The following is a 22,551-nucleotide window of genomic DNA, read 5'->3' on the forward strand; positions in this document are numbered from 1 at the left end:
CCTCCTTGAATGAGGAGGGTGGTCTAAACGCATAGGGAAATAAGCGCCCACCGGCCGTTTCGGACCACCCTCGAATTTTTATCAATTGCTCACAAAAATTCGGGGTGGGAATCGAACCCACTAGAACCAGTGCTGTCACTGGTGGCGCACCATTTGCCTTCCCTACACTACAAACTTATAAAATACCATCTAAACTTATAATAATCCACTCTGCGAAAAAAGTGAATAAAAAGTTTGTAAAAGAATCGTGGAAATTTATTCTATTCGGAAAGTGACTCGCGCTCAACCAAAACAGAGAATACAGCCAGTCGTTCTGAATATGTCGAAGCCCTCTCATTATAGGGTCCTGTACAGGTTATGAGGTTTAAAGCCTGAACATTCGCGGGTCCGAAAATTTTATGGAGAGGGGCTTCTTCAAAAGGGTAGGATTCTTTATGCTTCACTTGAAATGTCAATTTTTCTTCTTTTCCATAAACATGAATGACATCCCCTGGATTCAATTTTTTCAAGTCATAAAAAACAGCTGGACCACTATTTCCATCCACATGACCGGCGAGGACAGCGTTGCCCTGGTTCCCGGGTTTGGTTCCTGGCTGGAACCAGCCGACGTCGGTCAAGTTCCCTGGAACGGCCATTCCACCTTCCGAGGTATAGCCAAGGGATTGTATGGGAGCGTCAATTTCAATGGAGGGGATGGTTATCCGTTGAGGGACAACACCACTAAACTCTGCCTGCTGTTTTGTAGATTTCGGTCGGTTCTGAACGTTTGGGATGCTTAATTCTGGTTTGTCATCTACCTTGAGGGTGCTGGATTCATTAGAAGTAGAAGAATCCCTCGACTCCATGGAAGGACTTTCATTCAGCGAATAAAAACTGATGAAAAATACAAGGAGTCCGAGGGCAATAGGAATGAACTTTCGGATTATTTTATGCACGGGTGGTCTTGCGTATCAGGAAGAAGCCAGCACCCATGGCTAAAATTCCAAGAAAAGCGGGAATCATCCAACCGTTAGATGATTCAGATGTTCCGCCAAAACCTGTGGCAGGCATCTCAGACGGCATTGACGCAGAGTCTTGAAGGAGTAGAACTTCAGGGTTGTCAGCGGTTCCTACCGCAAAAGCACTATAAGCTTTCCCAGCTTCGAGGGTTGTACCGGAAAGGTCAATCAATTGAGTGCCATCTGTTGTACGGACTTCAAGGTCATAGGATCCTGGATCGACTTCCATATAATCGGTGACCATCGGGAATTCAGCGTTGGAAAACAAAGCTTCTCCTCCGATTGGACCTACGTCAACCGCTGGTGCACCTGGAATGAAATGACCTATGCGGACTTTGGCCATACCTTCAGTTGTTTCGGTCGTATCCTGAATGGCTTTAAGCTGCAGATTTTCCAAGTTATCGATGGCAGCAGCGGTATAAGCCATGCCAGCTTCTACAGTTACGTTTGCAGATAGAATCGGGTCCTCTTCACCTTTTGTTCCTGCTGCATAAATCTCTACAGTATGTTCTCCAGATGGTACTTCCATATAATCAGTAGCTGCTTTGAATTCAGCCGCTTCAACAGCAGCCTCATCGTTTAAGTAAACATCAACAGCAGGTGCATCAGGGGAGGCGTGGAGAATACGAAGCATGGCACCTTCTTCATGGTGATCAGCCATAACGGCAGGTGCGAAAATTCCTACAGCCAAAACAACAGCAGCAAACGACGATAATACTTTTTTCATGTTTCCACTCCTTCTTGTTTACCAGTACGTTGACCTTCAAAATAACGACTGGTGTAAGGTTCGGACGACGCGTCACAAAGTCCGTGTACAACTAATGTACAATAATTGTATACACATTTTGTGCAACGTTCAAACGCTGGGATATGCTTGGTATGTTTTTATAGACAAAAAAACACCGGAGGGTTTCCGGTGTTAACACGGCTTATTCTTGATAATAGACCATTTTCCCGTCAATCATCGTCCATACCGGCTTCGATAAATATTCGAAGGGGTGGCCGCTCCAAAGAACGAGATCCGCATCTTTCCCTTTCTCAATCGACCCCACACGATCATCAACCCCAAGATTTTTTGCAGGGGTAATAGTAATTCCCCGAAGGGCGTCTTCAATTTCAAGCCCCTCGCGGGCTGCCAAGGCTGCACATATGTTCAAGTACTGAATAGGAGTATAAGGGTGATCGGTCGTTATGGATACTCTTATGCCGTGATCGTGCAGAATTTTGTACGTCTGCCATGTTTTATTTCTAAGTTCTATTTTGGATGCTCTAGTGAAGGTTGGACCTACAGATACTTGAAGGTCTCTGCCAGCCAGCTGATCTGCAATCAGATGTCCTTCTGTGCAATGTTCAATCCTTAAATCAAGCTCGAATTCATCTGCAAAGCGCAGGGCGGTGATGATATCATCTGCACGATGCGCATGGATTCGGACAGGAATTTCCTTCTTTAATGCCTGCAGGATGGGCTTTACGCGCAGGCCTGGATCATTATCTTTCATCGCTGTGTAGAAAGTTTCTCTCAATGTGCCCATAATTCCCAATCTTGTGATCGAAGCATTTTTTGATTGCGAATGGATCCGTTTAGGGTTTTCCCCTAAAGCCAGTTTCAATCCCGCCGTTTGGCGCAAAATCATATGGTTGATGGTGTGGCCTACGGTCTTAATGACGGAGGTTGTACCCCCAATCATATTCGCACTTCCCGGCATAATGTGTGCGGTTGTGACACCGGCTTTTCTTGCATTGAAGAAAGCGGGGTCGAGAGGGTGGGCGCCATCAATAGCTCTAAGATGTGGGGTGACGGCTTCGATGGTTTCGTTTGCATCACTGCCGGCCCAGCCTGTTCCTTCATCGTATAGACCAAGGTGGGTATGGACGTCGACAAATCCTGGATATAAATCCAGTCCTTTTCCGTCAATCACTTCTGCCTGCTGAGGCAGTTCGATATCAGCTCCATAATCGTGAATCTTCCCGTCCATGACATGTACATAGCCGTTTTTTATAGAGGGAGAGGTAATCGGGTGGATGTGGACATTTTTTATCACTGTGTTCATAGTCATACAGCCCTTCGCTTCAATATACCATTATTATACTTTAAAAGAGGGGTTTGGATAACAAAAAAGAGCAAAGACGAACTTTGCTCTTCGTTTTAACTATTGGTTTTGGTATAGTCGCTCGCCCCTATACACATACATTTCTTTGAACCTTTTAGAATAGAGTCGCACTATACTCTAACCCGTTCAATGATTAAGGATGGAAGAGAGGGCCGGTTTCAATTCAGGATAATGGAAGGAATATCCGGAAGCCATCGCTTTTTTCGGGATGACACATTGCCCATCCAACAGAAGTGTACTCATATCTCCCAATGCTGCCTTCAGAGCGAAGGAGGGGGCAGGGATCCAATGCGGCCGGTTTAATACCTCGCCAAGGGTTTTACCGAAATCTTTGTTCCTTTGGGGGTGTGGAGCCGTGCCGTTCATAGGTCCATGGACATCTTTATTTTCAATGGCGAATTGGAGAAGTCCGACCACATCATCAATATGAATCCAGGACATCCATTGCTCCCCGGATCCTAGATTTCCGCCAATCATCATTTTATACGGAAGGGTCATCTTAGGAAGGGCCCCTTCTTCTCCCAGAATAATTCCAAAACGCACATAGACCGTACGAATCCCTTTTTCAGCTGCCTGGGAAGCGCGGGTTTCCCATTCTTCCACAACATGAGCAAGAAAATCGGTCCCTGACTGTGTCGTTTCCTCCGTAAAGGTCTCCGTTTGTGACTGGCCGTAGTATCCGACAGCTGAGGCATTAACGAGAACCTCAGGTTTTTCCTTCAAGGCATCCATTAAGTCCAATACACCTTCCGTGGACTTAATGCGGCTGTCTAAAATCGACTGTTTTTTCTCTTCAGTCCAACGGCCGCTGTTTAAAGATTCCCCTGCCAAATTAACAAAAGCATCGATGGCAGGAAGCTCATTTTCCGGCTCGAATCCTTCTTTCAGCCACCCCACATAGGTTATGCTATCGCGGTTGGTGTATTTCTCAGGACTGCGTGTCAGTATGTACACGTCATGCCCATCCTGTACCAGTTTTTCTTTCAATTGGGTACCGACGAACCCTGTACCTCCTGTGATTGCGATTTTCATGTTCATTCCTCCTGTTTTATGAGGGTGTCCCGTATGTGTTTCCTTCATGCGTGTGTGAGGCTGTGGTTCATCCGAATCCCATGGTAAAATGATAGAGGAAGAGGTGAAACGGATGGCGAAACTTACAAAAATTACGACCCAGAAAAAACATAAAGGGCGCTACAACATTTTCCTTGATAAAGGGAATGGCGAGGAGTACGGCTTTAGTGTCGATGAAGATATCCTCGTCAAACATGGGCTGATGAAAAATATGGAGCTCGATGACGCGACGATCCAGGCATTGATTCAAACGGATACGCTCCATAAATCCTATACCCTTGCAATCAATTATTTAAGCTATCGCATGCGCTCAGAAAAAGAAATCCGCGATTATTTAAAAGAGAAAGAAACCGACGCTGAACATATTGAAGAAATCATTACACGGCTCAGGAATGAACGACTGCTTGATGATCAGGAGTTTGCGAATTCTCTTGTTAGAACGAGAATCATGACATCAAGTAAAGGCCCTCTATTATTAAAAAAGGAGTTGAAGGAAAAAGGGGTGGCTGCTGCGAAAGCGGATGAAGCAATCACTCATTATTCGTTTGATAAACAAGTGGAAAAAGCGATGAAATTTGCTCAGAAGAAGATGAAGAATGATGGCCGCAAGTCTCACCGTCAGCAAGTTCAAAATGTGCAACAGACGTTAATGCAAAAAGGGTTCCAGGGAGATGTTATCCAGGAAGTGTTGGCTGACCTGCCCGAAGATGAGGACGGGGATTCAGAATGGGAAGCGGTCGTATATCAGGGGGAGAAACTGCTTCGGAAATTCCAGTCTAAAGCTGAGGGGTATGAATTGAAGCAAAAAATAAAATCTGGATTGTATCGAAAAGGTTTTTCCTTTGATCTGATTGACCGTTTTATTGATGAGTATCTCGAGGAATAAAAAAAGAACAAGCCGCCTGACTTATACGTCAGCCGCTTGTTCTTTTTTATTAAGGAGTCCTTTTTTATCAAGGTCTTCAATCGCCTCATGGACATGATCGACAACGGTGTTCGCTCTTTCTTTTACTTCATTGTATGCCGTTGACATTGCATAACTGTGAGGAGTCAAACCGAACATGCTTATATCATTGAAAGAATCACCGACACAAGCGATTTCTTCAGGTTGAATTCCGAGAGTCTCCATCAACTGGCGGAGCCCACTCTGCTTATTGATCGATTTCGGCATCATATCGATACAGGTTTCATGGGAGATGAAGCTGTCCACTTCTTCACCGAACGTTTTCTGGATTCGTTCAGCCGTAGCTAACACATCTTTTTCTTTCCCGTGTAACGTAATCTTAGATGGGGAGATTGTGTGGCCGACGTGGTCATTCAACTCCGGATGAACAATGATATCATGGAACATCTGCTCAGAAATCATATCAATGAAAGAATTGGACTCTTTAGTGAACGTTTCTTCTGCGGTTGATACGGTTTTGACCATTGGTTCGTGGTCAATGGTCCGAATAATGCGCTGAGCTAGTTCAGCTTCAAAAGTTTTGGCGTGGAGTGGAGTGTTCTCATCATTGAACACGAATGCCCCGTTCTGACTGACGCGGTGACCGTTCACCCCGACTCGTTTGAGCACTTCTACAATTTCATGGTCCATGCGGCCGGAGGCAACCGCCAATGGAGTGCCATCTCCAATCATCCGCTTCAAGCTGTCAATGTCTTCGTTTTTTATATAATGATCGGGTCCTAATAGTGTACCATCCAGGTCTGTGACAAATAGTTTAATCATCTTATTATCTCCTTCCGTGTGGGGAGGTCCCCAGGCACCTATCTGATTGTACACGACGTAATCGCTTTCACACAAAGGGGAGGGTTTACATTCCTTATCCTCCCACTTGTAAAAAAAACAAATCAAATATAGGATAGAAGTTATGAGACGACTGAAAACGCTTTTAGTGTAATGTAAGTGGGGGAGCATTATGGAACAGCAGATAACCATCAAAAAAGTGCTCAACAATAATGTAGTCATTGCGTCCCACCCTATATATGAAGAAGTGGTATTGATAGGGAAAGGGATCGGTTTTAACCGTAAGGCGGGAGATGAAATATCTGCCGATCAGGCAGATAAGACATTCTTGTTGAGTAACGAACAGGAAAAAGAGCAGTATGTAAGTTTGTTGCCATATATTGATGAGTCTTTGATCGATTTTATGAGTGATGTACTTATTCACATTGAGTCCCGGATGGGCCAGGAACTCAATCAGCATATCCACGTAGCACTCACGGACCACCTTGCGTTTGCCATTAATCGAGCGAAGCAGGACCTTCAGTTCTCCAATCCTTTTCTACTGGAAATCGAATCCCTTTATCCGAAAGAATATCAAATTGCTATGGAAGTCGTGACGATGATCTATGACAAGATGGGCATTCAATTCCCAGAAGGTGAAGTAGGGTTCATCGCGCTGCATATCCATAGTGCGGTCACTGATAAAACCTTGAGAGAACTCAACCGTCATAATCAGCTCATTACTCACCTTGTAGAACTAGTAGAAGATGCGATGGATGTCACGATCGATAAAAAGAGTGTGGATTACCATAGACTCGTCCAGCACCTTCATCGAGCCATTGACAGAGTTTATCAGGAGGGCCAGGCCGGGGAGGAAATTCGGCTGGCAAACATGTTGAAAGAAGAATATCCTGTGTGCTATAATTTAGCTTGGAAACTGATTAAAGTGATGCAAAAGCAACTGAAAAAACCTGTAGATGAATCGGAAGCCATATATTTGACGATCCATTTACAACGTTTAACCCATAAAACCTAAAACGTACGTGTTACTGACACGATCAGGCATGAGTACATGAAGGTGAAGTGGTTATCATAGGGATAGGACTATCTTTATGAAGCCAATTCGCCTGGTGTACTCATGTTTTTTTATGTCCTGAATAGTCAGAATGCACAAGCTATTATCCATAATTGGCGTCCTCTATTGGACGCTCATCATTTCTGTATTATTGAAAACGTTTTATTTTTCTGACAATGGATTTTATGGGCCATGGGGCTTACATCACCATTTAAAAGGAGGAAAACATAATGTTCAAGAATGCTTTCGGCACCTTGCAAAAAGTTGGTAAAGCCTTGATGACTCCAGTCGCGTTACTTCCTGCAGCTGGTATTCTTTTAGCTTTTGGTACAAGCTTTGCACAAGACAACTTTGTTGAAAAAGTGCCATACTTCGGAACACCTTGGGTTCAAACATTGCTTCAAGTAATGGCTGAAGCTGGAGGGATTGTTTTTGATAACCTGCCTCTCTTATTCGCAGTCGGTGTTGCTATCGGTCTTGCGAAGGGGGACGGGGTAGCAGGTCTTGCTGCTATCATTGGTTATTTGATTATGAATGTGGTCATGGGGGTACTCGGCAATGTTGATGCCGATATGACTTCTGACCCTGCCTATGCAGAAATACTTGGAATTCCTACCCTGCAGACAGGGGTATTCGGTGGTATTATTGTCGGTATTTTAGCTGCTTCGCTCTATAATCGATTTTTCAATATCGAATTGCCGCAATTCCTTGGATTCTTCGCTGGGAAGCGTTTCGTTCCAATCATTACAGCTTTTTCTTCCTTATTCCTGGGAATTATTATGCTGTGGATTTGGCCATTTGCACAAGCGGGCTTGAATACATTGTCCCATGTGATGTTGGAAGGGAATCAGACAATATCCGCATTCTTCTTCGGTCTGATTGAGCGTTCCCTGATTCCATTCGGACTGCACCATATTTTCTATTCACCTTTCTGGTTTGAATTTGGAAGTTATACGAATGCTGCAGGCGAAATCATTCGTGGCGACCAGCGTATTTTCTTTGAACAATTAAGAGATGGCGTTGATTTCACAGCAGGAACCTTCATGGTGGGTAAATTCCCATTTATGATGTTCGGTCTGCCAGCAGCTGCACTTGCGATTTATCACACAGCAAAACCTGAACGTAAAAAAGTGGTCGGAGGAATCATGGCTTCTGCAGCCTTGACGTCTTTCTTGACAGGTATTACAGAACCAATTGAATTCTCTTTCCTATTCGTAGCGCCACTATTATTCGCGATTCATGCTGTATTTGCTGGTTTTTCCTTTATGATTATGGAGATTCTTGGAGTTAAAATCGGACAGACGTTCTCTGGTGGTCTTATCGACTTTATCCTGTTCGGAGTTCTTCCAAACCGTACTGACTGGTGGTGGGTCATCATCGTTGGTCTCGTGTTCTCTGTAATCTACTACTTTGGATTCCGCTGGGCGATCCTCAAGTTCAACTTGGCGACACCTGGACGTGAAGACGAAGCGGAAGATGCTGAAGAGGATGGCGAAGTGGGCGATCTTCCGTTTGAAATCCTTGAAGCTATGGGGGGGCAGAAAAATATCTCTCACCTCGATGCTTGTATCACTCGCCTACGGGTTTCAGTAAATGAGAAAGATGAAGTGAACAAAAACCGTCTGAAGAAACTGGGGGCTTCCGGAGTCATGGAAGTAGGAAACAATATTCAGGCCATTTTCGGACCGGTATCGGATACTTTACGAGGACAAATGCAGGACATTATCGATGGAAAAACACCACGTTCCAGAGAAGATGTTTCTGAAGTCAAAAACGCTGAAAAATCAGCAGAAGCACCTGTGACAGAAGGCGAATTGAAATTTGTCAGCCCAATCAAAGGTAAAATTATGCCGATTACAGAAGTGCCGGATCAAGTATTCTCTGGTAAAATGATGGGTGACGGATTTGCCATTGAGCCGGAAGACGGTCAGATTGTTTCACCAGTCAATGGTAAAGTCTTGAATGTATTCCCTACCAAACATGCCATCGGCCTTGAAGCAGACAATGGTATGGAAATCCTGATCCACATCGGAATCGATACAGTCGGATTGAAAGGGGAAGGATTTACTGCTAAGATTTCTGAAGGGGATGAAGTGAAGCAGGGGCAAGCCTTGATGGAAGTCGATCTTGACTATGTGAAAGAGAATGCTCCATCCATTATTACGCCAATTGTCTTTACAAATCTTCAAGAAGGACAATCTGTTAGCATCAAAGCATCCAATCAAGTCAATCACAATGATCCTGATATCATTGAAATCAAAGGATAAAGAGGAGAGTTTAACATGGCACAACAAACAATGAAAATCACAGCAGCAGACGGTGTACATGCGCGTCCAGCTACAGCACTTGTACAAGTTGCAGGGAAGTTCCAATCCGATGTAAACCTTGAGTACAACGGGAAGTCCGTGAATATGAAGTCCATCATGGGCGTCATGTCTTTAGGCATTCCAAACGGCGCGGAAGTTACATTCGCTGCTGAAGGTTCTGATGAAGCGGAAGCTGTTGAAGCAGTTGTTGCAAAAGCAAAAGAAGAAGGTCTTGGAGAGTAATCTCTTCGATTAAAAAAAGGCTTGCCGAATCGGCAGGCCTTTTTTGTATGATTATTTAAGATCTTAGAGATTTCCTAGCTTAACGGTCGATAAAAATCTCTTTTCGTCCGTCGTCTTCTGAGAAGATTTGTTCAGCGACACCTTCAGGACCTTTTAATTTCTCAGGGTTTTCGATATGGCTGGTTTCATCCCAAAACGGGGTGTTCATACCACCCATGTAGACAGCTGTTGCAGATAACACGGAGCTTTCCCATTCTTTCTGCAGGCTTTCTGTAAACCCACGGACAGCAAATTTACTGGCACAGTATACACTTTCATTCTTTTTCCCGCGAAGCCCTGCGGTAGATATGATATTCAATACACGACCTTCTGAAGCTTCCAATAGGGGAGCGGCTAATTGAGTAGCTAGAATGGTCCCTTTAATGTTCGTATTCAGCACTTGATCGATCTCTTCTTCTTGATAGGAGGAAAGATCCCCGAATTGTCCGATTCCAGCATTGTTGATCAAAAGGTCAAGGGAGTTCATTTGTTTAAGGGCTTCCTCTATAGAAGATTTTTCTGTCACATCACAAATGACGACTTCTGCTGAACCTCCATCTCGTACGATATCGTTATGAGTTACCTGCAGGCGTCCGGCCGTTCTCCCTGAAAGGTATACATGAAAGCCGTTCTTTGCATATATTTGAGCCAGGGCTTGACCTAAACCAGTTCCTGCTCCTGTGATCCAAACATTTTTCATTTTCTTCTCTCCTTATCTTCTCCTACTTCATATTCATTGTGAAGAAACCCTGATAGAATGTAAAGTGAGCATGAAAGCAGGAGGGATTACGATGGAGAAAAGATATAGTGAATATACACAGGAAGAGCTGCGTGATGAGATTGCACAATTGACGGAAAAAGCTCAAAAAGCCGAGCAGCTGGGCATGGTTAATGAATTCGCCGTCCATGAACGTAAAATCATCATGGCTAAATCGTATATGATGAATCCTGGAGACTTTAGTGCAGGAGAGACTTATGAAGTGGATGGAGATCCTGAACATACATTTTATATTGAATATATGAACGGTATTTTTGCGTGGGGATACAGGAAGAATAAACACAATAAGAGGGCTGGCGGGGAAGAGGAAGCTTTACCGATTTCCATGCTTGGAGATATAGTGGAAGGGTCATAAAAGGCCGGGCACGTTGTATAATGTGCCCGGTATTTTTTAGTTCCGTTTGCGTGCTTGGATTTCAGTGATTTGGTCTGCCTGCGTTTGTTCGGTCTCACCATTCACGCGCTTGCTCAAATGTTTGATGCTGCGATGTGATCGGATCGCCGAGGCGTTCGCTTTGAAATTACGCTTACCCATTGTAATTCCTCCCTGTATCGTTGACGTCACGATGTCTTGACCTTGCTGCTCTTTCCTGCGGCTTGCTGTTTATTGTACCGTCTGGACGCTTGGCGAGATATTCGCTTTGGTCATCCGGTGCGTGCGTCATTTTAACGTTGGGGAAATTCTTTGCCTTGTTACGCATCAGTCATCCTCCTCATGAGTCTCGATGAAGAGACAACCTTAGTATGTACCTTCATGGTGGTAGTATGTGTTACAATGTCACTGTAAACATTGCCAAATATGGAGTGATCCTATGAATGAAATATATCAGCGCTTGGCTGAAAAGTTATACAGTAAAAATCCTCAATTGACTATAGAGGAAGCAAGGACATGGGTGGAACTATTATGGGAAGATTTTGAATCCACACGTGCAAAAGCCGGCCATGATTACCAGGGCAAACAAGTGACGGAACAGATTGTGCTCCGGTGGATTGAACATTATGGTCCGAAGCTTCATGAATTCGTTGCGACAAATCCTAAATACAAGGAAATGCTTGAGAAGAAAGGTCATCTTCATTAATACGCAGGATTTGAAAAAGGAGCCTCTCACGGTGAGAGACTCCTTCTTTATGTTCAACCCTCAAAGATTCACATAGGGCTGACTTTGTTTTGCAGTTTTTCTTCTGTAAAGACCCATCCAGTATAGGAATTCAGGATTTTCAACTGGTCGCCATGTTCATCATCGATTTGGGCCAGGGCTACGAATGGGTAACGTCCTCGTGACCTGTATCTTAAATCAATGAAGCGAACCTCTGTATATTCATCATAGTAACTCATTTCATACCTGTAGACAGGGGAAAATGATAAGAAAGCTTTGATGTTATGATCCGTCAATGCTGTTTGGACAACAGGGTCTTCGTAATCAATCGGTTTATTGTTGAACGTGTCAAGAATTGTCAGATGACCGTTTTCGGCCTTTCCTACATAATAGTGGGTAGGCGTGGTAATGGCGATTCGCCAGACATTTTGCTTCATTGTCGGAGATGTCGCGATTTGTTTGACATCTGAAATGTTCTCATGAATCAACCGGACAAGTTCCCTCTTGTCAAAGTATCTTTTCAAATAATAAAGAGCAAGCACAAAGTATAAAATCAGCCAGAGAATTCCAGGATCTGCTCCTAAATTCCATGCCACGATGCCTGCGATGTGAAGCGTAAAGATGTAGGGGTCAAAGGTATTAATAAATCCATACGCGACCCACCGTTTTGTAAGCGGCCGGTAGGCCTGGGTGCCATATGCATTGAACACGTCAACAAATACGTGCAGGATGACAGCAAGGAAAGACCAGAGCCAAAGATGCAGAAAATCCACCTCGGGAGTAAAAAAATGAATGATGCCAGGGATGGTAATGCCCCAGAGGAACACGGCAGGAATGGAATGTGTGATACCTCGGTGGTGCCGGATATATACAGCATTGTTCCTTAATTTCAGGACCGTATCTGAATCTGGTGCTTGAGATCCCACCAACGTCCCGATAAGGACCGCATTGAAGAGATTGGGGTCTGCATTTACAACCGGATCTAGAGTAGCCAGTCCTCCTAATGCGACGCCCATGACGACATGTGTGCCTGTATCCAAGTTCCATACCTCCTTTGACGCGTCGGACGTTTCAACAGTAGTTTATCACGAAGGGTGAAAAAAGATGAAAAGAACAGAAAGAGTTCAACATATTTTAAATACATTCGATAAAGAATCCTATAAAAACGATTTGATTCATTGGTTTAAGGAAGAACAGCGGATTCTCCCCTGGAGGGAAAGTCAGGACCCTTATCGTGTGTGGGTATCAGAAATTATGCTCCAACAAACACGAGTTGATACTGTCATTCCTTATTTTAATCATTTTATGAGTAAGTTTCCTTCACCTGAAGCTTTAGCTCAGGCTGATGAGCAGGAGGTCTTGAAAGCATGGGAAGGCTTAGGATACTATTCCCGTGCTCGTAATCTGCAAAACGCTGTGAGGGAAGTTGTAGCCGAATATGATGGCATAGTCCCTTCGAATGCAGAAGAATTGGGTGAACTGAAAGGTGTGGGTCCTTATACAAGGGGGGCGGTTTTGAGTATCGCCTATAACCTTCCTGAGCCTGCGGTGGATGGTAATGTCATGAGAGTGTTATCTAGGATCCTTCATATTGATGACGATATTAGCAAACAAAAGACTCGGAAGCTTTTTGAGGAGATCGTGAAGGAATTGATATCCGTAGAAGATCCATCTTCTTTCAATCAGGGATTGATGGAACTTGGGGCTCTCATTTGCACACCGAAAACTCCTTCCTGCCTGTTATGCCCTGTCCAAGAACACTGCAGAGCATTTGAAAAAGGAGTAGAATCTGAGCTGCCGGTCAAAGCATCTAAAAAGAAACAAAAGACATCTCCATATTTACTGCTTCTCGTCACGAACGAAAAAGGAGAGGTACTCATCGAAAAGAGACCTGACAAAGGCCTGCTCGCTTCACTATGGCAGTATCCCATGGTACCTCTGGCAGATGTCGGACCAGAAGCAGTCCCCCATTGGTTTTATGGTGAATATGGATTGAAAGTGGAACTGGGAGATACGGTTGATCAAATCAAACATGTATTTTCCCATTTGATTTGGGAAATGGAAGTCGTAAAGGCTACTGTAAGTGAAGGGACGCTCGACCACGATCGCGCGCTGTTCCTTGCGCCTGAACAGATGGTGGATTATCCATTTCCCGTCTCCCACCAAAAGGCCCACCCTTATATTAATCAGTAACTGGATGAGTGCCGCTGGTCCAAGTAGCTTCCTGCTGCTCCAAACCACCGCGGCGCTTGATCTCTTCATTGATTTCCCGTAACAGCGAAATACCTTCGGCGTTTAAGTACGGCGAAGACTGAGAGAGGGCATAGTGAAAATAACCGAGTTCTTTCTCCTGCCATTCCTGCTTTGGTTCCATGGATAAAGCTGACAAATCACGTCCTACATACATAAGTCATCCTCCTTCTTCTCTACTTTATGTAGAACCACTCCCCGCATACATGTAAATCATCCCCGGGTTTCATTACAAAATTGTAATGAAAATGTAACGAAGGACATCTATCCTTTATACGACAAGCATTAGACCCAATTCGACGGCTAATAGCGAAGTTTTAGACTATTTACAATTTGATGTCATTTAGGAATAATAAGGAATAGAACATAACGTTAATCCATTTTACCTATGACATACATATGAGGGGATTGTATAGATGAATAAAACTAAAATCGTTACGGCTGTCTGTGGGTCTTTGATTGGAGCGTCATTGTGGAGTGGTTCCGTATTTGCTGATGAATTACATAAAGTGAAATCCGGAGAAACGTTATGGAAAATTAGTTCGAAATATGATGGATCTGTTTCTGAAATTAAAAAATGGAACAACCTTGATTCCAACCTTATTCGAATCGGACAGACCTTGATTGTTGAAAAAGGGGCTGGAGCTGCTCCTCAAACTCAACCGGAGAAGAAGAAAACGGCACCATCCACTACGTATACAGTAAGAAGTGGGGATTCTTTATGGGCAATTGCTTCCCGTCATGGGGTAACAGTAGCCGAGTTGAAAGCTTTAAACGGATTGACCGGCAATGTTATTTATTCCGGACAGAAGCTTGCAGTGAGCGGTGAGGCAAAGACGACATCGCCTTCTTCGGATAAGCAGAAGGAAACAGATGGACAGAATTCAGAATCGGACCAAGATCCTGTCAAAGATAATAGTAGTACATATACGGTCAAATCCGGTGATTCATTGTGGGCGATTGCGACGAAATACGGAATATCCGTGTCACACTTAAAAAATTTGAATAACCTTTCCAACAACGTAATTTATTCAGGTCAAAAATTGAAAATATCAGGAGAAATTTCTGCTCCCCCAACTCAAACTTCAACAAACAATAGCGTTTCGAATTCTGATTTAATAGCAGAAGCGAAGAAGCATTTAGGTACACCTTACCGTTGGGGCGGGACGAGTCCTTCAGGATTTGACTGCAGCGGGTTCATTCAATATGTTTTCGCTATGGAAGGCATCAATCTTCCGAGAACAGTGGCCTCCATGTATGCGGATAGTCGTGCAGATACAGTCAGCAGCTCAGATCGACAGGTAGGGGATCTCGTCTTTTTCGAAACCTATAAACCAGGGGCTTCCCATGCGGGAATCTATGTTGGCGATAACAAGTTTATTCACAGCGGATCCACGAATGGAATTGAAATTAGTTCGCTTTCCAGTGGATATTGGGGCCCGCGTTATATTGGTACGAAACGAATCCAGAACTGATGGAAAGACGCTCACAAGAGCGTCTTTTTTTTTGGTATCCCTTTTAGAGTTAGCGAGTACTCCATCTCTCCTCTAAATCCTGATGAATAACGGTAGACCATCATATGTTTCAAGCGTGTTTGTAAACAAGATGAAAATATTTAATTTTTCAGGAATGAAACCTGCGCCTCCTGTACACAATAATTTTTGCGGAGGTGATAAACATGGCTAAGCAACCGAAACAAAACAAAACAGCAGCAGGTACAGACGTTAACCACGTGAAACAACAAAACCAACAAGCTGCACAAGGGAAATCCCAATACGGTGCTGAATTCGCTCAACAAACTGACGCGCAGCACGTACAGCAGCAGAACCAAAAATCTCAGGCTAAGAAAAAATAACCTGAGTCGTTGGTAGGTTGGCCGGGCTGTTTTTTTAGCCTGTATCAATCCCCCGATTAAAGGAGTCGCCCCATAAGCGGGCGGCTTCTTTTATTTACATACCCTTATTAAGGAATATGCCAGGATTCTTGACGTCTTGATGGGGATCCAGTAAACGATTCGCTTTCCGTGGGCGGGCGCTGAGCAACGATCTCCCGCGGAAAGCGATCCATACCCCGCAGCCCTTAAAGCTCCCACGAACATCTCGAAACTGAATCTTCAACTAGAGGGAGCTGTTATGGGAGAAAGCAGAAGGTTTTTGTTCGATACTCTTGTCTCTGGTCCAATTGTTTTCAATCCGCTTCATTTGTCGTTATAATAGGTAGAAGGTAGAAATGGAATAGTAAAGGGAAGGGGGGATCTTATGCCCGGCCCAGAAGCAGGTAAGCGGATCGAAATCCAGAGCTATAAGCATAATGGGCAACTGCACAGAGTTTGGGACAGTACCACAATCTTGAAAGGGACAAGACATGTGATCATAGGTGCAAATGATCGGACAGAAGTAACAGAAAGTGATGGGAGAAGGTGGATCACAAGAGAACCCGCCATCTGTTATTTTCATTCCAAGTACTGGTTCAATATCATTGGAATGTTAAGGAATGACGGAGTGTATTATTATTGCAACATCAGTTCTCCCTTTATTTATGAAGATGAAACGATCAAATACATCGATTATGATCTGGACGTGAAAGTCTTTCCTGATATGACATACAAGATTCTTGATGAAGACGAATATGAGATCCACAAGAGAAGGATGAATTATCCTCACGTACTGGATCGTATTCTATATAACAACATCGATATTCTCATCAGGTGGATCCGTCAACGCAAAGGACCGTTCTCCCCTGAATTCATCGATCAGTGGTATGAAAGATATTTAACGTATAGATGATGACCATTTGCGCACTTATAAAAAAGTGCGCTTCGTTGTTGTTTGAAAGGTTTAGAAAGAAGGTGTTCAGTTGGACAGTATTAAGAGATATTTGCGGTTCGTACAACCTTATAAAGGAAAAATTATTTTTACCGTCCTTATAGGTATTGTGAAATTCTCCATCCCTTTATTAATGCCGCTCATCATTAAATATGTGATTGATGACATTATCAATGCAGAAGACATGACTCAAGGAGAAAGGATGGACCAGCTGCTGCTTATTATGGGAGGAGCTTTTCTCGTTTTCCTCGTTTTGCGGCCGCCTGTTGAGTACATCAGACAGTATTTAGCCCAATGGATCGGGAGTAACATCTTGTACGACATCAGGGAGAAACTCTTCGACCATATCCAACGCCTTAGTCTGCGTTTCTATTCAAAAACAAAGACAGGGGAGATCATCTCGCGTGTCATTCATGATGTGGAGCAGACGAAAACATTTGTCATTACCGGGCTTATGAACATATGGTTGGATATGATCACCATTGTTATTGCCATCGTCATTATGCTGACAATGGATCCTTGGTTAACGTTGGTTTCTATCGCTCTTTTCCCTTTTTACGGTTTTGCCGTCAAGTTTTTTTATGCCCGGTTGCGGAGATTAACAAGAGATCGTTCGCAGGCACTTGCAGAGGTTCAGGGACATTTACATGAACGTGTCCAGGGTGTCCCTGTCACAAGAAGTTTCGCCCTTGAGGATTATGAACAAGGACAGTTTGATGTGAAGAATAAGAATTTCCTCGATAAAGCGATCACTCATACGAATTGGAACGCCTACACGTACTCTGTGACAAACACGATTACAGATCTTGCTCCATTGCTTGTTGTCGCCTTTGCGGGTTACCAGGTTATTACGGGTTCTTTAACCATCGGTACGATGGTTGCGTTTGTTGGATACATGGATCGAGTATATAATCCACTGCGACGTCTTGTGAACTCAGCGACTGTTCTTACCCAGTCTATTGCTTCCATGGATCGTGTGTTTGAATTTGTTGATGAAAAATATGATATTGTCGACAAGCCGAATGCCGTGAAGATGGACAATGTGAAAGGCGATGTCAAAATCGAAGACGTTACGTTCAAGTATGATGAAGAAGATCCCCTTGTTCTGAAAAATGTCAACTTGGATATCCGTCATGGGGAGACAATAGCATTCGTAGGAATGAGTGGGGGAGGAAAATCAACCTTAATCAGTTTGATTCCGAGATTTTACGATGTAACGGCAGGAAGGATCTCCATTGATGGAACAGATATCCGGGATTTTGAAGCGCGATCCTTGCGCGATAACATCGGGATGGTCCTTCAGGATAACATTCTGTTCAGTGAATCCATCGCTATGAATATCAGGATGGGAAATCCGGATGCAACCGATGAAGAAATGATCGAAGCGGCTAAAGCGGCCAATGCGCATGACTTCATCATGGAACTTCCCAACGGTTATAATACGTTAGTCGGAGAGCGTGGGGTCAAATTGTCCGGCGGTCAAAAGCAGAGAGTCGCGATTGCGCGGGTCTTTTTGAAAAATCCACCGCTTCTTGTCCTTGATGAAGCCACCTCAGCGCTTGACTTGGAGAGTGAGCACCTGATTCAGAATGCGCTTGAGCGTTTGGCTTCAGAACGGACCACCTTCATCGTTGCCCACAGGTTATCAACCATAACGCATGCGGATCGGATCGTCCATATCGAGAATGGGGAGATTGTCGAGGTCGGTTCTCACCAGGAATTGATGAAGAGAAAAGGGCATTATTATGATTTGTATCAAGTGCAGGAATTGGATGATCAAAAGCCTGAGTATATGGGGACGTAACGAGTGCCCTCTGCTTCAAGGTTAGATAAGAAACAAAAGCCGAGTATGGACGTCCATACTCGGCTTTTGTTTGGTTATTTGTCGGTTGTTTGTATGAAGTCGTCCTGATGTCGGGCCTGATAACTCTTCAACAGCTTCTTCAGACGTTCCAATTGATAATGGTATTCCATCAATTGTGAAGCCAGCGGCAGAAAGACTAATTTATCAGGGTTGTTGCTTTTTTCGTAAACGTTCATAAGCCGTTCAACAAGTAGAGGGATGTCCGGCTCTTCAATCCTTCTCAGGGATTGTTTATGAGTATGTTTGATGCGACCTTTAAGGCTAAGCACCAATTTTTCGTGAGCATTGATCAATTTATCAAGTTCTTGGACAACGGCATCCTGAAATTGATCAGGGATTTGTTCAATTTTATGCTCCAAACGGTAAAAAGCCTTCAGGACATCAAAAGACTTTTTCGTTGTGGTGATTAATTGCCGGAAAAGTACCATTTTCCTTCCTTTAGAAAAACGGCTGCCTTTAAAATAGGTCCTTTCTTCGGAATAAAGAAGGTAGGTATGATCCACCCAGCGCATATCATCCTGTATTCTTGTTATTTCATATTTTAAAGCAGGTTCATCGGATAAATTTCTCGTGGTTACTCTTAACCACTGCAGGATATCGTTGGTCGCCCGGTCAATCTTTGTGAACAACCTTGTTTCGTATCTTGGAGGGAGAAAAACAAGGTTGACGATAAATGCAGCCAGTATACCGAGCATCATTGATGTGAACCTTGACCCTGCGAAATAAAGAAAGGTTTGATCCGTTGAATCCATCAACGCGATGACGGCAACAACAGCTAGAGCAATTGTATTTTCATTCATTTTAAGTGTGGTAGTCAATCCGATCACAAGGATAATAGCGAATCCTACGATAAAGGGATCATTTCCGAGAGTAAAAACAGCGACAATGGCGATCAATGCCCCGATTATGTTTCCCTGTACTTGTTCTATAATCGATTGGTAGGAACGATAGATTGAAGGTTGAATGGAAAAGACGACAGCGATGGCTGCAAGTAAAGGGGATATGAACCCGAATAGCTGTCCGATATAAAGAGCTATCCCTACTGCCAAGCCGGTCTTCATCATTCTTGCGCCTAATTTCATGTAGAACATCATCCTTTGATTCTTAAATATCTTCCTGGTGCAGAAGTCGTTAGCCCTCAAAAAAACAGGATGAAATCATTATACATCATTTTCGTTTGATTAGAACAAAAGAAAAAGCTTATGCGGGATCCGCATAAGCCAAAGGGGAACCAGCCGGAGCTGGAACCTATGAAAAGGGAAAGAAATGAAACAAAGATCATAATTCGTGGGAATATTCAGAATTATGTTTATATAATAGCATGAACTGTTTCGGTAATCAACAGAATAGTCAGAAAAATATAAAAAAACCTCCCCTTATGAAAAGAGGAGGGGACACGAATTAGTCATTGGCCATCGTTTGGAATGTACGATCCACCGCTTTTAACGTTTGATCGATATCTTCCTCGGTATGTGCAGTTGTCAGGAACCAGGCTTCGTATTTCGATGGAGCCAGATTGATCCCTTCGTGGAGCATCAGCTTAAAGAAACGGGCGAATTGATCGCCATCCGTGTTTTCCGCCTGTTCATAGTTTTCCACTTTTTCATCCGTGAAGTACACCGTCAAGGCACCTTTCAATCGGTTGATCTGTATCTGGATCCCATGTTTTTCGGCATGATCAAGAATGCCAGTTTCCAAACGTGCACCGAGCCGGTCCATTTCTTCATAGACGCCTTTCTGCTTAAGGACTTCAAGGCAGGCGATCCCGGCAGACATAGAGGCAGGGTTACCAGCCATCGTTCCCGCCTGATATGCAGGTCCTAATGGAGCCACTTGTTCCATGATATCCGCGCGTCCACCATAAGCACCGATCGGAAGGCCGCCGCCGATAATTTTACCCATGGCGGTCATGTCCGGTTCAACATCCAACAATTGCTGAGCGCTTCCGTATGTAAAACGAAAAGCAGTAATGACTTCATCATAAATGACCAGGGCACCAGCTTCATGGGTAAGTTCATTCACCTGTTGTAGAAATCCGGGTTTCGGTTCTACGATTCCGAAATTTCCTACGATCGGTTCAACGAGTACACCTGCAATTTCGTCACCGAATGTTTCAAGGGCTTGTTTGAATGGTTCAATGTCATTGAACGGCACGGTGATGACATCCTGCGCAATGGAGGCTGGTACACCGGCAGAATCGGGGGTGCCAAGGGTGGATGGACCGGACCCGGCAGCGACAAGGACGAGATCTGAATGACCATGGTAGCACCCGGCAAATTTAATGATTTTGTCACGGCCTGTATAAGCACGTGCGACACGAATGGTTGTCATGACGGCTTCTGTACCGGAATTGACGAACCTTACTTTATCTAAAGAAGGAATCGCTTCTTTCAACATTTTAGCAAAGCGGTTCTCCAGTACTGTTGGTGTTCCATAAAGCACGCCATTTTGGGCAGCATTTGTAATCGCTTCTGTAATATGAGGGTGGGCATGACCAGTAATGATCGGTCCGTATGCGCCTAAGTAATCGATATATTCGTTCCCGTCGACATCGTAGAAATGGGAACCTTCCGCACGATCCATATAGACAGGAGTACCGCCGCCGACACCTTTGTAGGCGCGAGAAGGAGAATTAACTCCGCCGACGATATGTTCTGTTGCTTCCATATATAATTGCTCGGATTGATGGTGTTTCATAATAGTACCTCCTAGACAAACGTATTCTCTGCTATTGTAGCATGCTTGTCCATTCTGAATCACAAGGGTGCTTCCCGGATCATCTGACCCGGGAAGCACCCCTGAAAGGTTCCTTCACTCTAGAGCGTTGAAACAGTAGTCCGATCGATTGCGAGGAAAGTAACACTGAAAGTTTTTAAACTTCAGTGCAAGCTGTTTTTAGTATAGGAATGCTGCACCAACGATGATTAGAAGGATGAAAAGAACAACGATTAGCGCAAAGCCTCCGCCATATCCGTAACCCATTCACAATTCCCCCTTTCCATTGTTTACTGTATCTTATGCAGTCGTCGGTCTGCGGGCTGTGCGTTCGCCCGGTTTTTTCGGAAAAATGGACCATTAACCAGAAGTCACATCTCCTGACTGGCATAAAAGGTTCGGCCCTTTCATATGAACAAGTAAAGCTTGTTTACTCGTATAAAAGGAGCATGCTTATGATGACGATCATTCTTTCAGCTCTTTCCCTTGCTCTTATCGGAGGGAGCCTCCGCCAGATTTTTCAATCTCTCGAATTTGAACATAAAATATTCTCGGCTCAACTCTTTGTTTCCATTATGATGTTGTATACGATTGTCATGATCGGTTTCGGAGTGATATATGCCGCGCTGATCCTTCAGGGAATAGAAGTGTATATAGGAGAAGGACCCACTATAGATAATCATTGGACATTGGACGTCATTAGAAGTGTATATTTCAGTGGTGTTACTTTATTTACTGTAGGGTATGGAGATCTTACTCCTGTGGGAATCGGCAAATGGATAGCGATTTTTGAGGCTATGGTCGGGTATACCCTCCCAGCTGCCCTGGTAGCCAAGGTTTGGTTGAAGCACAAAGTGGAAAGCTGATGTTGGAAGTTTGATTGTTTTTAAGGTAACCTAAGTGGTAGAAACCATTTAGGAGGGTCTTAACATGACAGTAGAAAAAGGTAAGCAAGTGCAAGATTTTACACTGCCGGCAAACAACAGTGAATCCGTGTCTCTTTCTGATTTTAAGGGAAAGAACGTCGTCCTTTATTTTTACCCGAAAGATATGACTCCAGGCTGTACGACGGAAGCTTGTGATTTCCGTGATCATCATGAAAGCTTTGAAGATCTTGATGCTGTTATTCTGGGTGTGAGTCCTGACCCGGTTGAATCGCACGAAAAATTCATTAACAAACACGACCTGCCATTTCTTCTGCTCGCTGATGAAGATCATGAAGTGGCGGAGCAATTCGGAGTATGGAAGCTGAAGAAAAACTTCGGCAAGGAATACTACGGCATTGAACGCTCCACCTTTATCATTGATAAAGAGGGGAACCTTGCAGAAGAGTACAGGAAAGTTAAAGTGCAGGGTCACGTCGAATCTGCTCTGGAATATATCCGAGAACATTTATCGTAATAAGCATTGAACCATAGTCTACAAGTGACTATGGTTTCTTTATAGGCTACTATAA

General features: G+C 43.9%; 26 protein-coding genes. 13 read left to right on the plus strand and 13 right to left on the minus strand.

The window, feature by feature from the left end; all coding sequences use genetic code 11:
- Positions 1-260 precede the first annotated feature (260 nt).
- From ACXADE_RS04645 to ACXADE_RS04660, 4 genes are all read right to left on the minus strand, one after another.
- Positions 261-935: a class F sortase gene (locus tag ACXADE_RS04645; protein WP_474979347.1), complete on the minus strand. Its 675-nt coding sequence runs from the start codon at positions 933-935 to the stop codon at positions 261-263.
- Positions 928-1,725, minus strand: a complete 798-nt coding sequence (locus ACXADE_RS04650) for a DUF4397 domain-containing protein (protein WP_474979348.1) — start codon at positions 1,723-1,725, stop codon at positions 928-930. The genes ACXADE_RS04645 and ACXADE_RS04650 overlap by 8 nt, the downstream gene beginning before the upstream one ends.
- 202 nt (positions 1,726-1,927) lie before the next feature.
- The gene (locus ACXADE_RS04655) at positions 1,928-3,049 is read right to left on the minus strand and encodes an amidohydrolase (protein WP_474979349.1); all 1,122 of its coding nucleotides are present in this window, start codon (positions 3,047-3,049) and stop codon (positions 1,928-1,930) included.
- Positions 3,050-3,235: 186 nt separating this feature from the next.
- Positions 3,236-4,141: a TIGR01777 family oxidoreductase gene (locus tag ACXADE_RS04660; protein WP_474979350.1), complete on the minus strand. Its 906-nt coding sequence runs from the start codon at positions 4,139-4,141 to the stop codon at positions 3,236-3,238.
- A 112-nt stretch (positions 4,142-4,253) separates the two neighbouring features.
- Between ACXADE_RS04660 and recX the strand changes: the two genes are divergently transcribed.
- Positions 4,254-5,066, plus strand: coding sequence for a recombination regulator RecX (gene recX / locus ACXADE_RS04665; RefSeq protein WP_474979351.1), 813 nt, complete (start codon positions 4,254-4,256; stop codon positions 5,064-5,066).
- A gap of 21 nt (positions 5,067-5,087) precedes the next feature.
- On the opposite strand, the gene ACXADE_RS04670 is transcribed toward recX, so the two are convergent.
- Positions 5,088-5,906: an HAD family hydrolase gene (locus ACXADE_RS04670; RefSeq protein WP_474979352.1), complete on the minus strand. Its 819-nt coding sequence runs from the start codon at positions 5,904-5,906 to the stop codon at positions 5,088-5,090.
- Positions 5,907-6,096: 190 nt separating this feature from the next.
- On the opposite strand from ACXADE_RS04670, the gene glcT reads away from it, so the two are divergent.
- The 3 genes from glcT (at position 6,097) to ACXADE_RS04685 (ending at position 9,527) form a co-directional block, all read left to right on the plus strand.
- On the plus strand, positions 6,097-6,939 hold the full coding sequence (glcT, locus tag ACXADE_RS04675) for a glucose PTS transporter transcription antiterminator GlcT (RefSeq protein ID WP_474979353.1): 843 nt from the start codon (positions 6,097-6,099) through the stop codon (positions 6,937-6,939).
- A 269-nt stretch (positions 6,940-7,208) separates the two neighbouring features.
- The gene (ptsG, locus tag ACXADE_RS04680) at positions 7,209-9,245 is read left to right on the plus strand and encodes a glucose-specific PTS transporter subunit IIBC (protein WP_474979354.1); all 2,037 of its coding nucleotides are present in this window, start codon (positions 7,209-7,211) and stop codon (positions 9,243-9,245) included.
- A gap of 15 nt (positions 9,246-9,260) precedes the next feature.
- Positions 9,261-9,527: a phosphocarrier protein HPr gene (locus tag ACXADE_RS04685; RefSeq protein ID WP_474979355.1), complete on the plus strand. Its 267-nt coding sequence runs from the start codon at positions 9,261-9,263 to the stop codon at positions 9,525-9,527.
- Positions 9,528-9,606: 79 nt separating this feature from the next.
- Here ACXADE_RS04685 and ACXADE_RS04690 read toward each other — a convergent pair whose 3' ends face one another.
- The gene (locus tag ACXADE_RS04690) at positions 9,607-10,266 is read right to left on the minus strand and encodes an SDR family NAD(P)-dependent oxidoreductase (RefSeq protein WP_474979356.1); all 660 of its coding nucleotides are present in this window, start codon (positions 10,264-10,266) and stop codon (positions 9,607-9,609) included.
- 91 nt (positions 10,267-10,357) lie between these two features.
- On the opposite strand from ACXADE_RS04690, the gene ACXADE_RS04695 reads away from it, so the two are divergent.
- A complete protein-coding gene (locus ACXADE_RS04695) occupies positions 10,358-10,699 on the plus strand; it encodes a YfhH family protein (protein ID WP_474979357.1) in 342 nt (113 codons plus the stop codon).
- A 36-nt stretch (positions 10,700-10,735) separates the two neighbouring features.
- On the opposite strand, the gene ACXADE_RS04700 is transcribed toward ACXADE_RS04695, so the two are convergent.
- Both ACXADE_RS04700 and sspK read right to left on the minus strand, forming a co-directional pair.
- The gene (locus tag ACXADE_RS04700; protein ID WP_474979358.1) at positions 10,736-10,879 is read right to left on the minus strand and encodes a YpzG family protein; all 144 of its coding nucleotides are present in this window, start codon (positions 10,877-10,879) and stop codon (positions 10,736-10,738) included.
- On the minus strand, positions 10,872-11,045 hold the full coding sequence (gene sspK / locus ACXADE_RS04705; RefSeq protein WP_474979359.1) for a small acid-soluble spore protein K: 174 nt from the start codon (positions 11,043-11,045) through the stop codon (positions 10,872-10,874). Before sspK ends, ACXADE_RS04700 begins: the two co-directional genes overlap by 8 nt.
- Positions 11,046-11,156: 111 nt before the next feature.
- Here sspK and ACXADE_RS04710 point away from each other — a divergent pair, with 111 nt between their 5' ends.
- The gene (locus ACXADE_RS04710) at positions 11,157-11,423 is read left to right on the plus strand and encodes a YfhJ family protein (RefSeq protein WP_474979360.1); all 267 of its coding nucleotides are present in this window, start codon (positions 11,157-11,159) and stop codon (positions 11,421-11,423) included.
- A gap of 68 nt (positions 11,424-11,491) precedes the next feature.
- Here the strand turns inward: ACXADE_RS04710 and ACXADE_RS04715 are convergent, their stop codons facing one another.
- The gene (locus tag ACXADE_RS04715) at positions 11,492-12,481 is read right to left on the minus strand and encodes a metal-dependent hydrolase (RefSeq protein WP_474979361.1); all 990 of its coding nucleotides are present in this window, start codon (positions 12,479-12,481) and stop codon (positions 11,492-11,494) included.
- A gap of 64 nt (positions 12,482-12,545) precedes the next feature.
- On the opposite strand from ACXADE_RS04715, the gene mutY reads away from it, so the two are divergent.
- Positions 12,546-13,634: an A/G-specific adenine glycosylase gene (gene mutY / locus ACXADE_RS04720; RefSeq protein ID WP_474979362.1), complete on the plus strand. Its 1,089-nt coding sequence runs from the start codon at positions 12,546-12,548 to the stop codon at positions 13,632-13,634.
- Here the strand turns inward: mutY and ACXADE_RS04725 are convergent.
- Positions 13,624-13,848, minus strand: a complete 225-nt coding sequence (locus ACXADE_RS04725) for a cytosolic protein (RefSeq protein ID WP_474979363.1) — start codon at positions 13,846-13,848, stop codon at positions 13,624-13,626. The two genes, mutY and ACXADE_RS04725, sit on opposite strands and share 11 nt — an antisense overlap.
- Before the next feature lie 259 nt (positions 13,849-14,107).
- Here ACXADE_RS04725 and ACXADE_RS04730 point away from each other — a divergent pair, with 259 nt between their 5' ends.
- From ACXADE_RS04730 to ACXADE_RS04745, 4 genes are all read left to right on the plus strand, one after another.
- Positions 14,108-15,166 (plus strand): C40 family peptidase, encoded by a 1,059-nt coding sequence (locus ACXADE_RS04730; RefSeq protein WP_474979364.1) that lies wholly within the window; start codon positions 14,108-14,110, stop codon positions 15,164-15,166.
- Positions 15,167-15,369: 203 nt separating this feature from the next.
- Entirely contained in the window at positions 15,370-15,546 is a 177-nt protein-coding gene (locus ACXADE_RS04735) for a gamma-type small acid-soluble spore protein (RefSeq protein ID WP_089653790.1), read from the plus strand.
- A gap of 403 nt (positions 15,547-15,949) precedes the next feature.
- Positions 15,950-16,477 (plus strand): nucleoside tri-diphosphate phosphatase, encoded by a 528-nt coding sequence (gene ntdP / locus ACXADE_RS04740; protein ID WP_474979365.1) that lies wholly within the window; start codon positions 15,950-15,952, stop codon positions 16,475-16,477.
- 70 nt (positions 16,478-16,547) lie between these two features.
- Positions 16,548-18,320 (plus strand): ABC transporter ATP-binding protein, encoded by a 1,773-nt coding sequence (locus tag ACXADE_RS04745; protein ID WP_474979366.1) that lies wholly within the window; start codon positions 16,548-16,550, stop codon positions 18,318-18,320.
- A 74-nt stretch (positions 18,321-18,394) separates the two neighbouring features.
- Here the strand turns inward: ACXADE_RS04745 and ACXADE_RS04750 are convergent, their stop codons facing one another.
- The 3 genes from ACXADE_RS04750 to ACXADE_RS04760 all read right to left on the minus strand — a co-directional run bounded on the left by ACXADE_RS04750 (position 18,395) and on the right by ACXADE_RS04760 (position 21,362).
- Positions 18,395-19,462 carry an FUSC family protein gene (locus ACXADE_RS04750; RefSeq protein ID WP_474979367.1) on the minus strand — a complete coding sequence of 356 codons (1,068 nt, stop codon included), beginning with the start codon at positions 19,460-19,462 and terminating at the stop codon, positions 18,395-18,397.
- Positions 19,463-19,781: 319 nt separating this feature from the next.
- Complete coding sequence (locus tag ACXADE_RS04755; RefSeq protein ID WP_474979368.1) at positions 19,782-21,077, minus strand: glutamate-1-semialdehyde 2,1-aminomutase; 1,296 nt, start codon at positions 21,075-21,077, stop codon at positions 19,782-19,784.
- Between the two features lie 198 nt (positions 21,078-21,275).
- Complete coding sequence (locus ACXADE_RS04760) at positions 21,276-21,362, minus strand: YjcZ family sporulation protein (protein ID WP_085030712.1); 87 nt, start codon at positions 21,360-21,362, stop codon at positions 21,276-21,278.
- 188 nt (positions 21,363-21,550) lie between these two features.
- Here ACXADE_RS04760 and ACXADE_RS04765 point away from each other — a divergent pair, with 188 nt between their 5' ends.
- Positions 21,551-21,961, plus strand: a complete 411-nt coding sequence (locus ACXADE_RS04765; RefSeq protein ID WP_474979369.1) for a potassium channel family protein — start codon at positions 21,551-21,553, stop codon at positions 21,959-21,961.
- Positions 21,962-22,025: 64 nt separating this feature from the next.
- A complete protein-coding gene (gene bcp / locus ACXADE_RS04770; protein ID WP_474979370.1) occupies positions 22,026-22,496 on the plus strand; it encodes a thioredoxin-dependent thiol peroxidase in 471 nt (156 codons plus the stop codon).
- The last annotated feature ends 55 nt before the right edge of the window (positions 22,497-22,551 follow it).

This window comes from Halobacillus sp. ABR2_026, assembly GCF_056158545.1.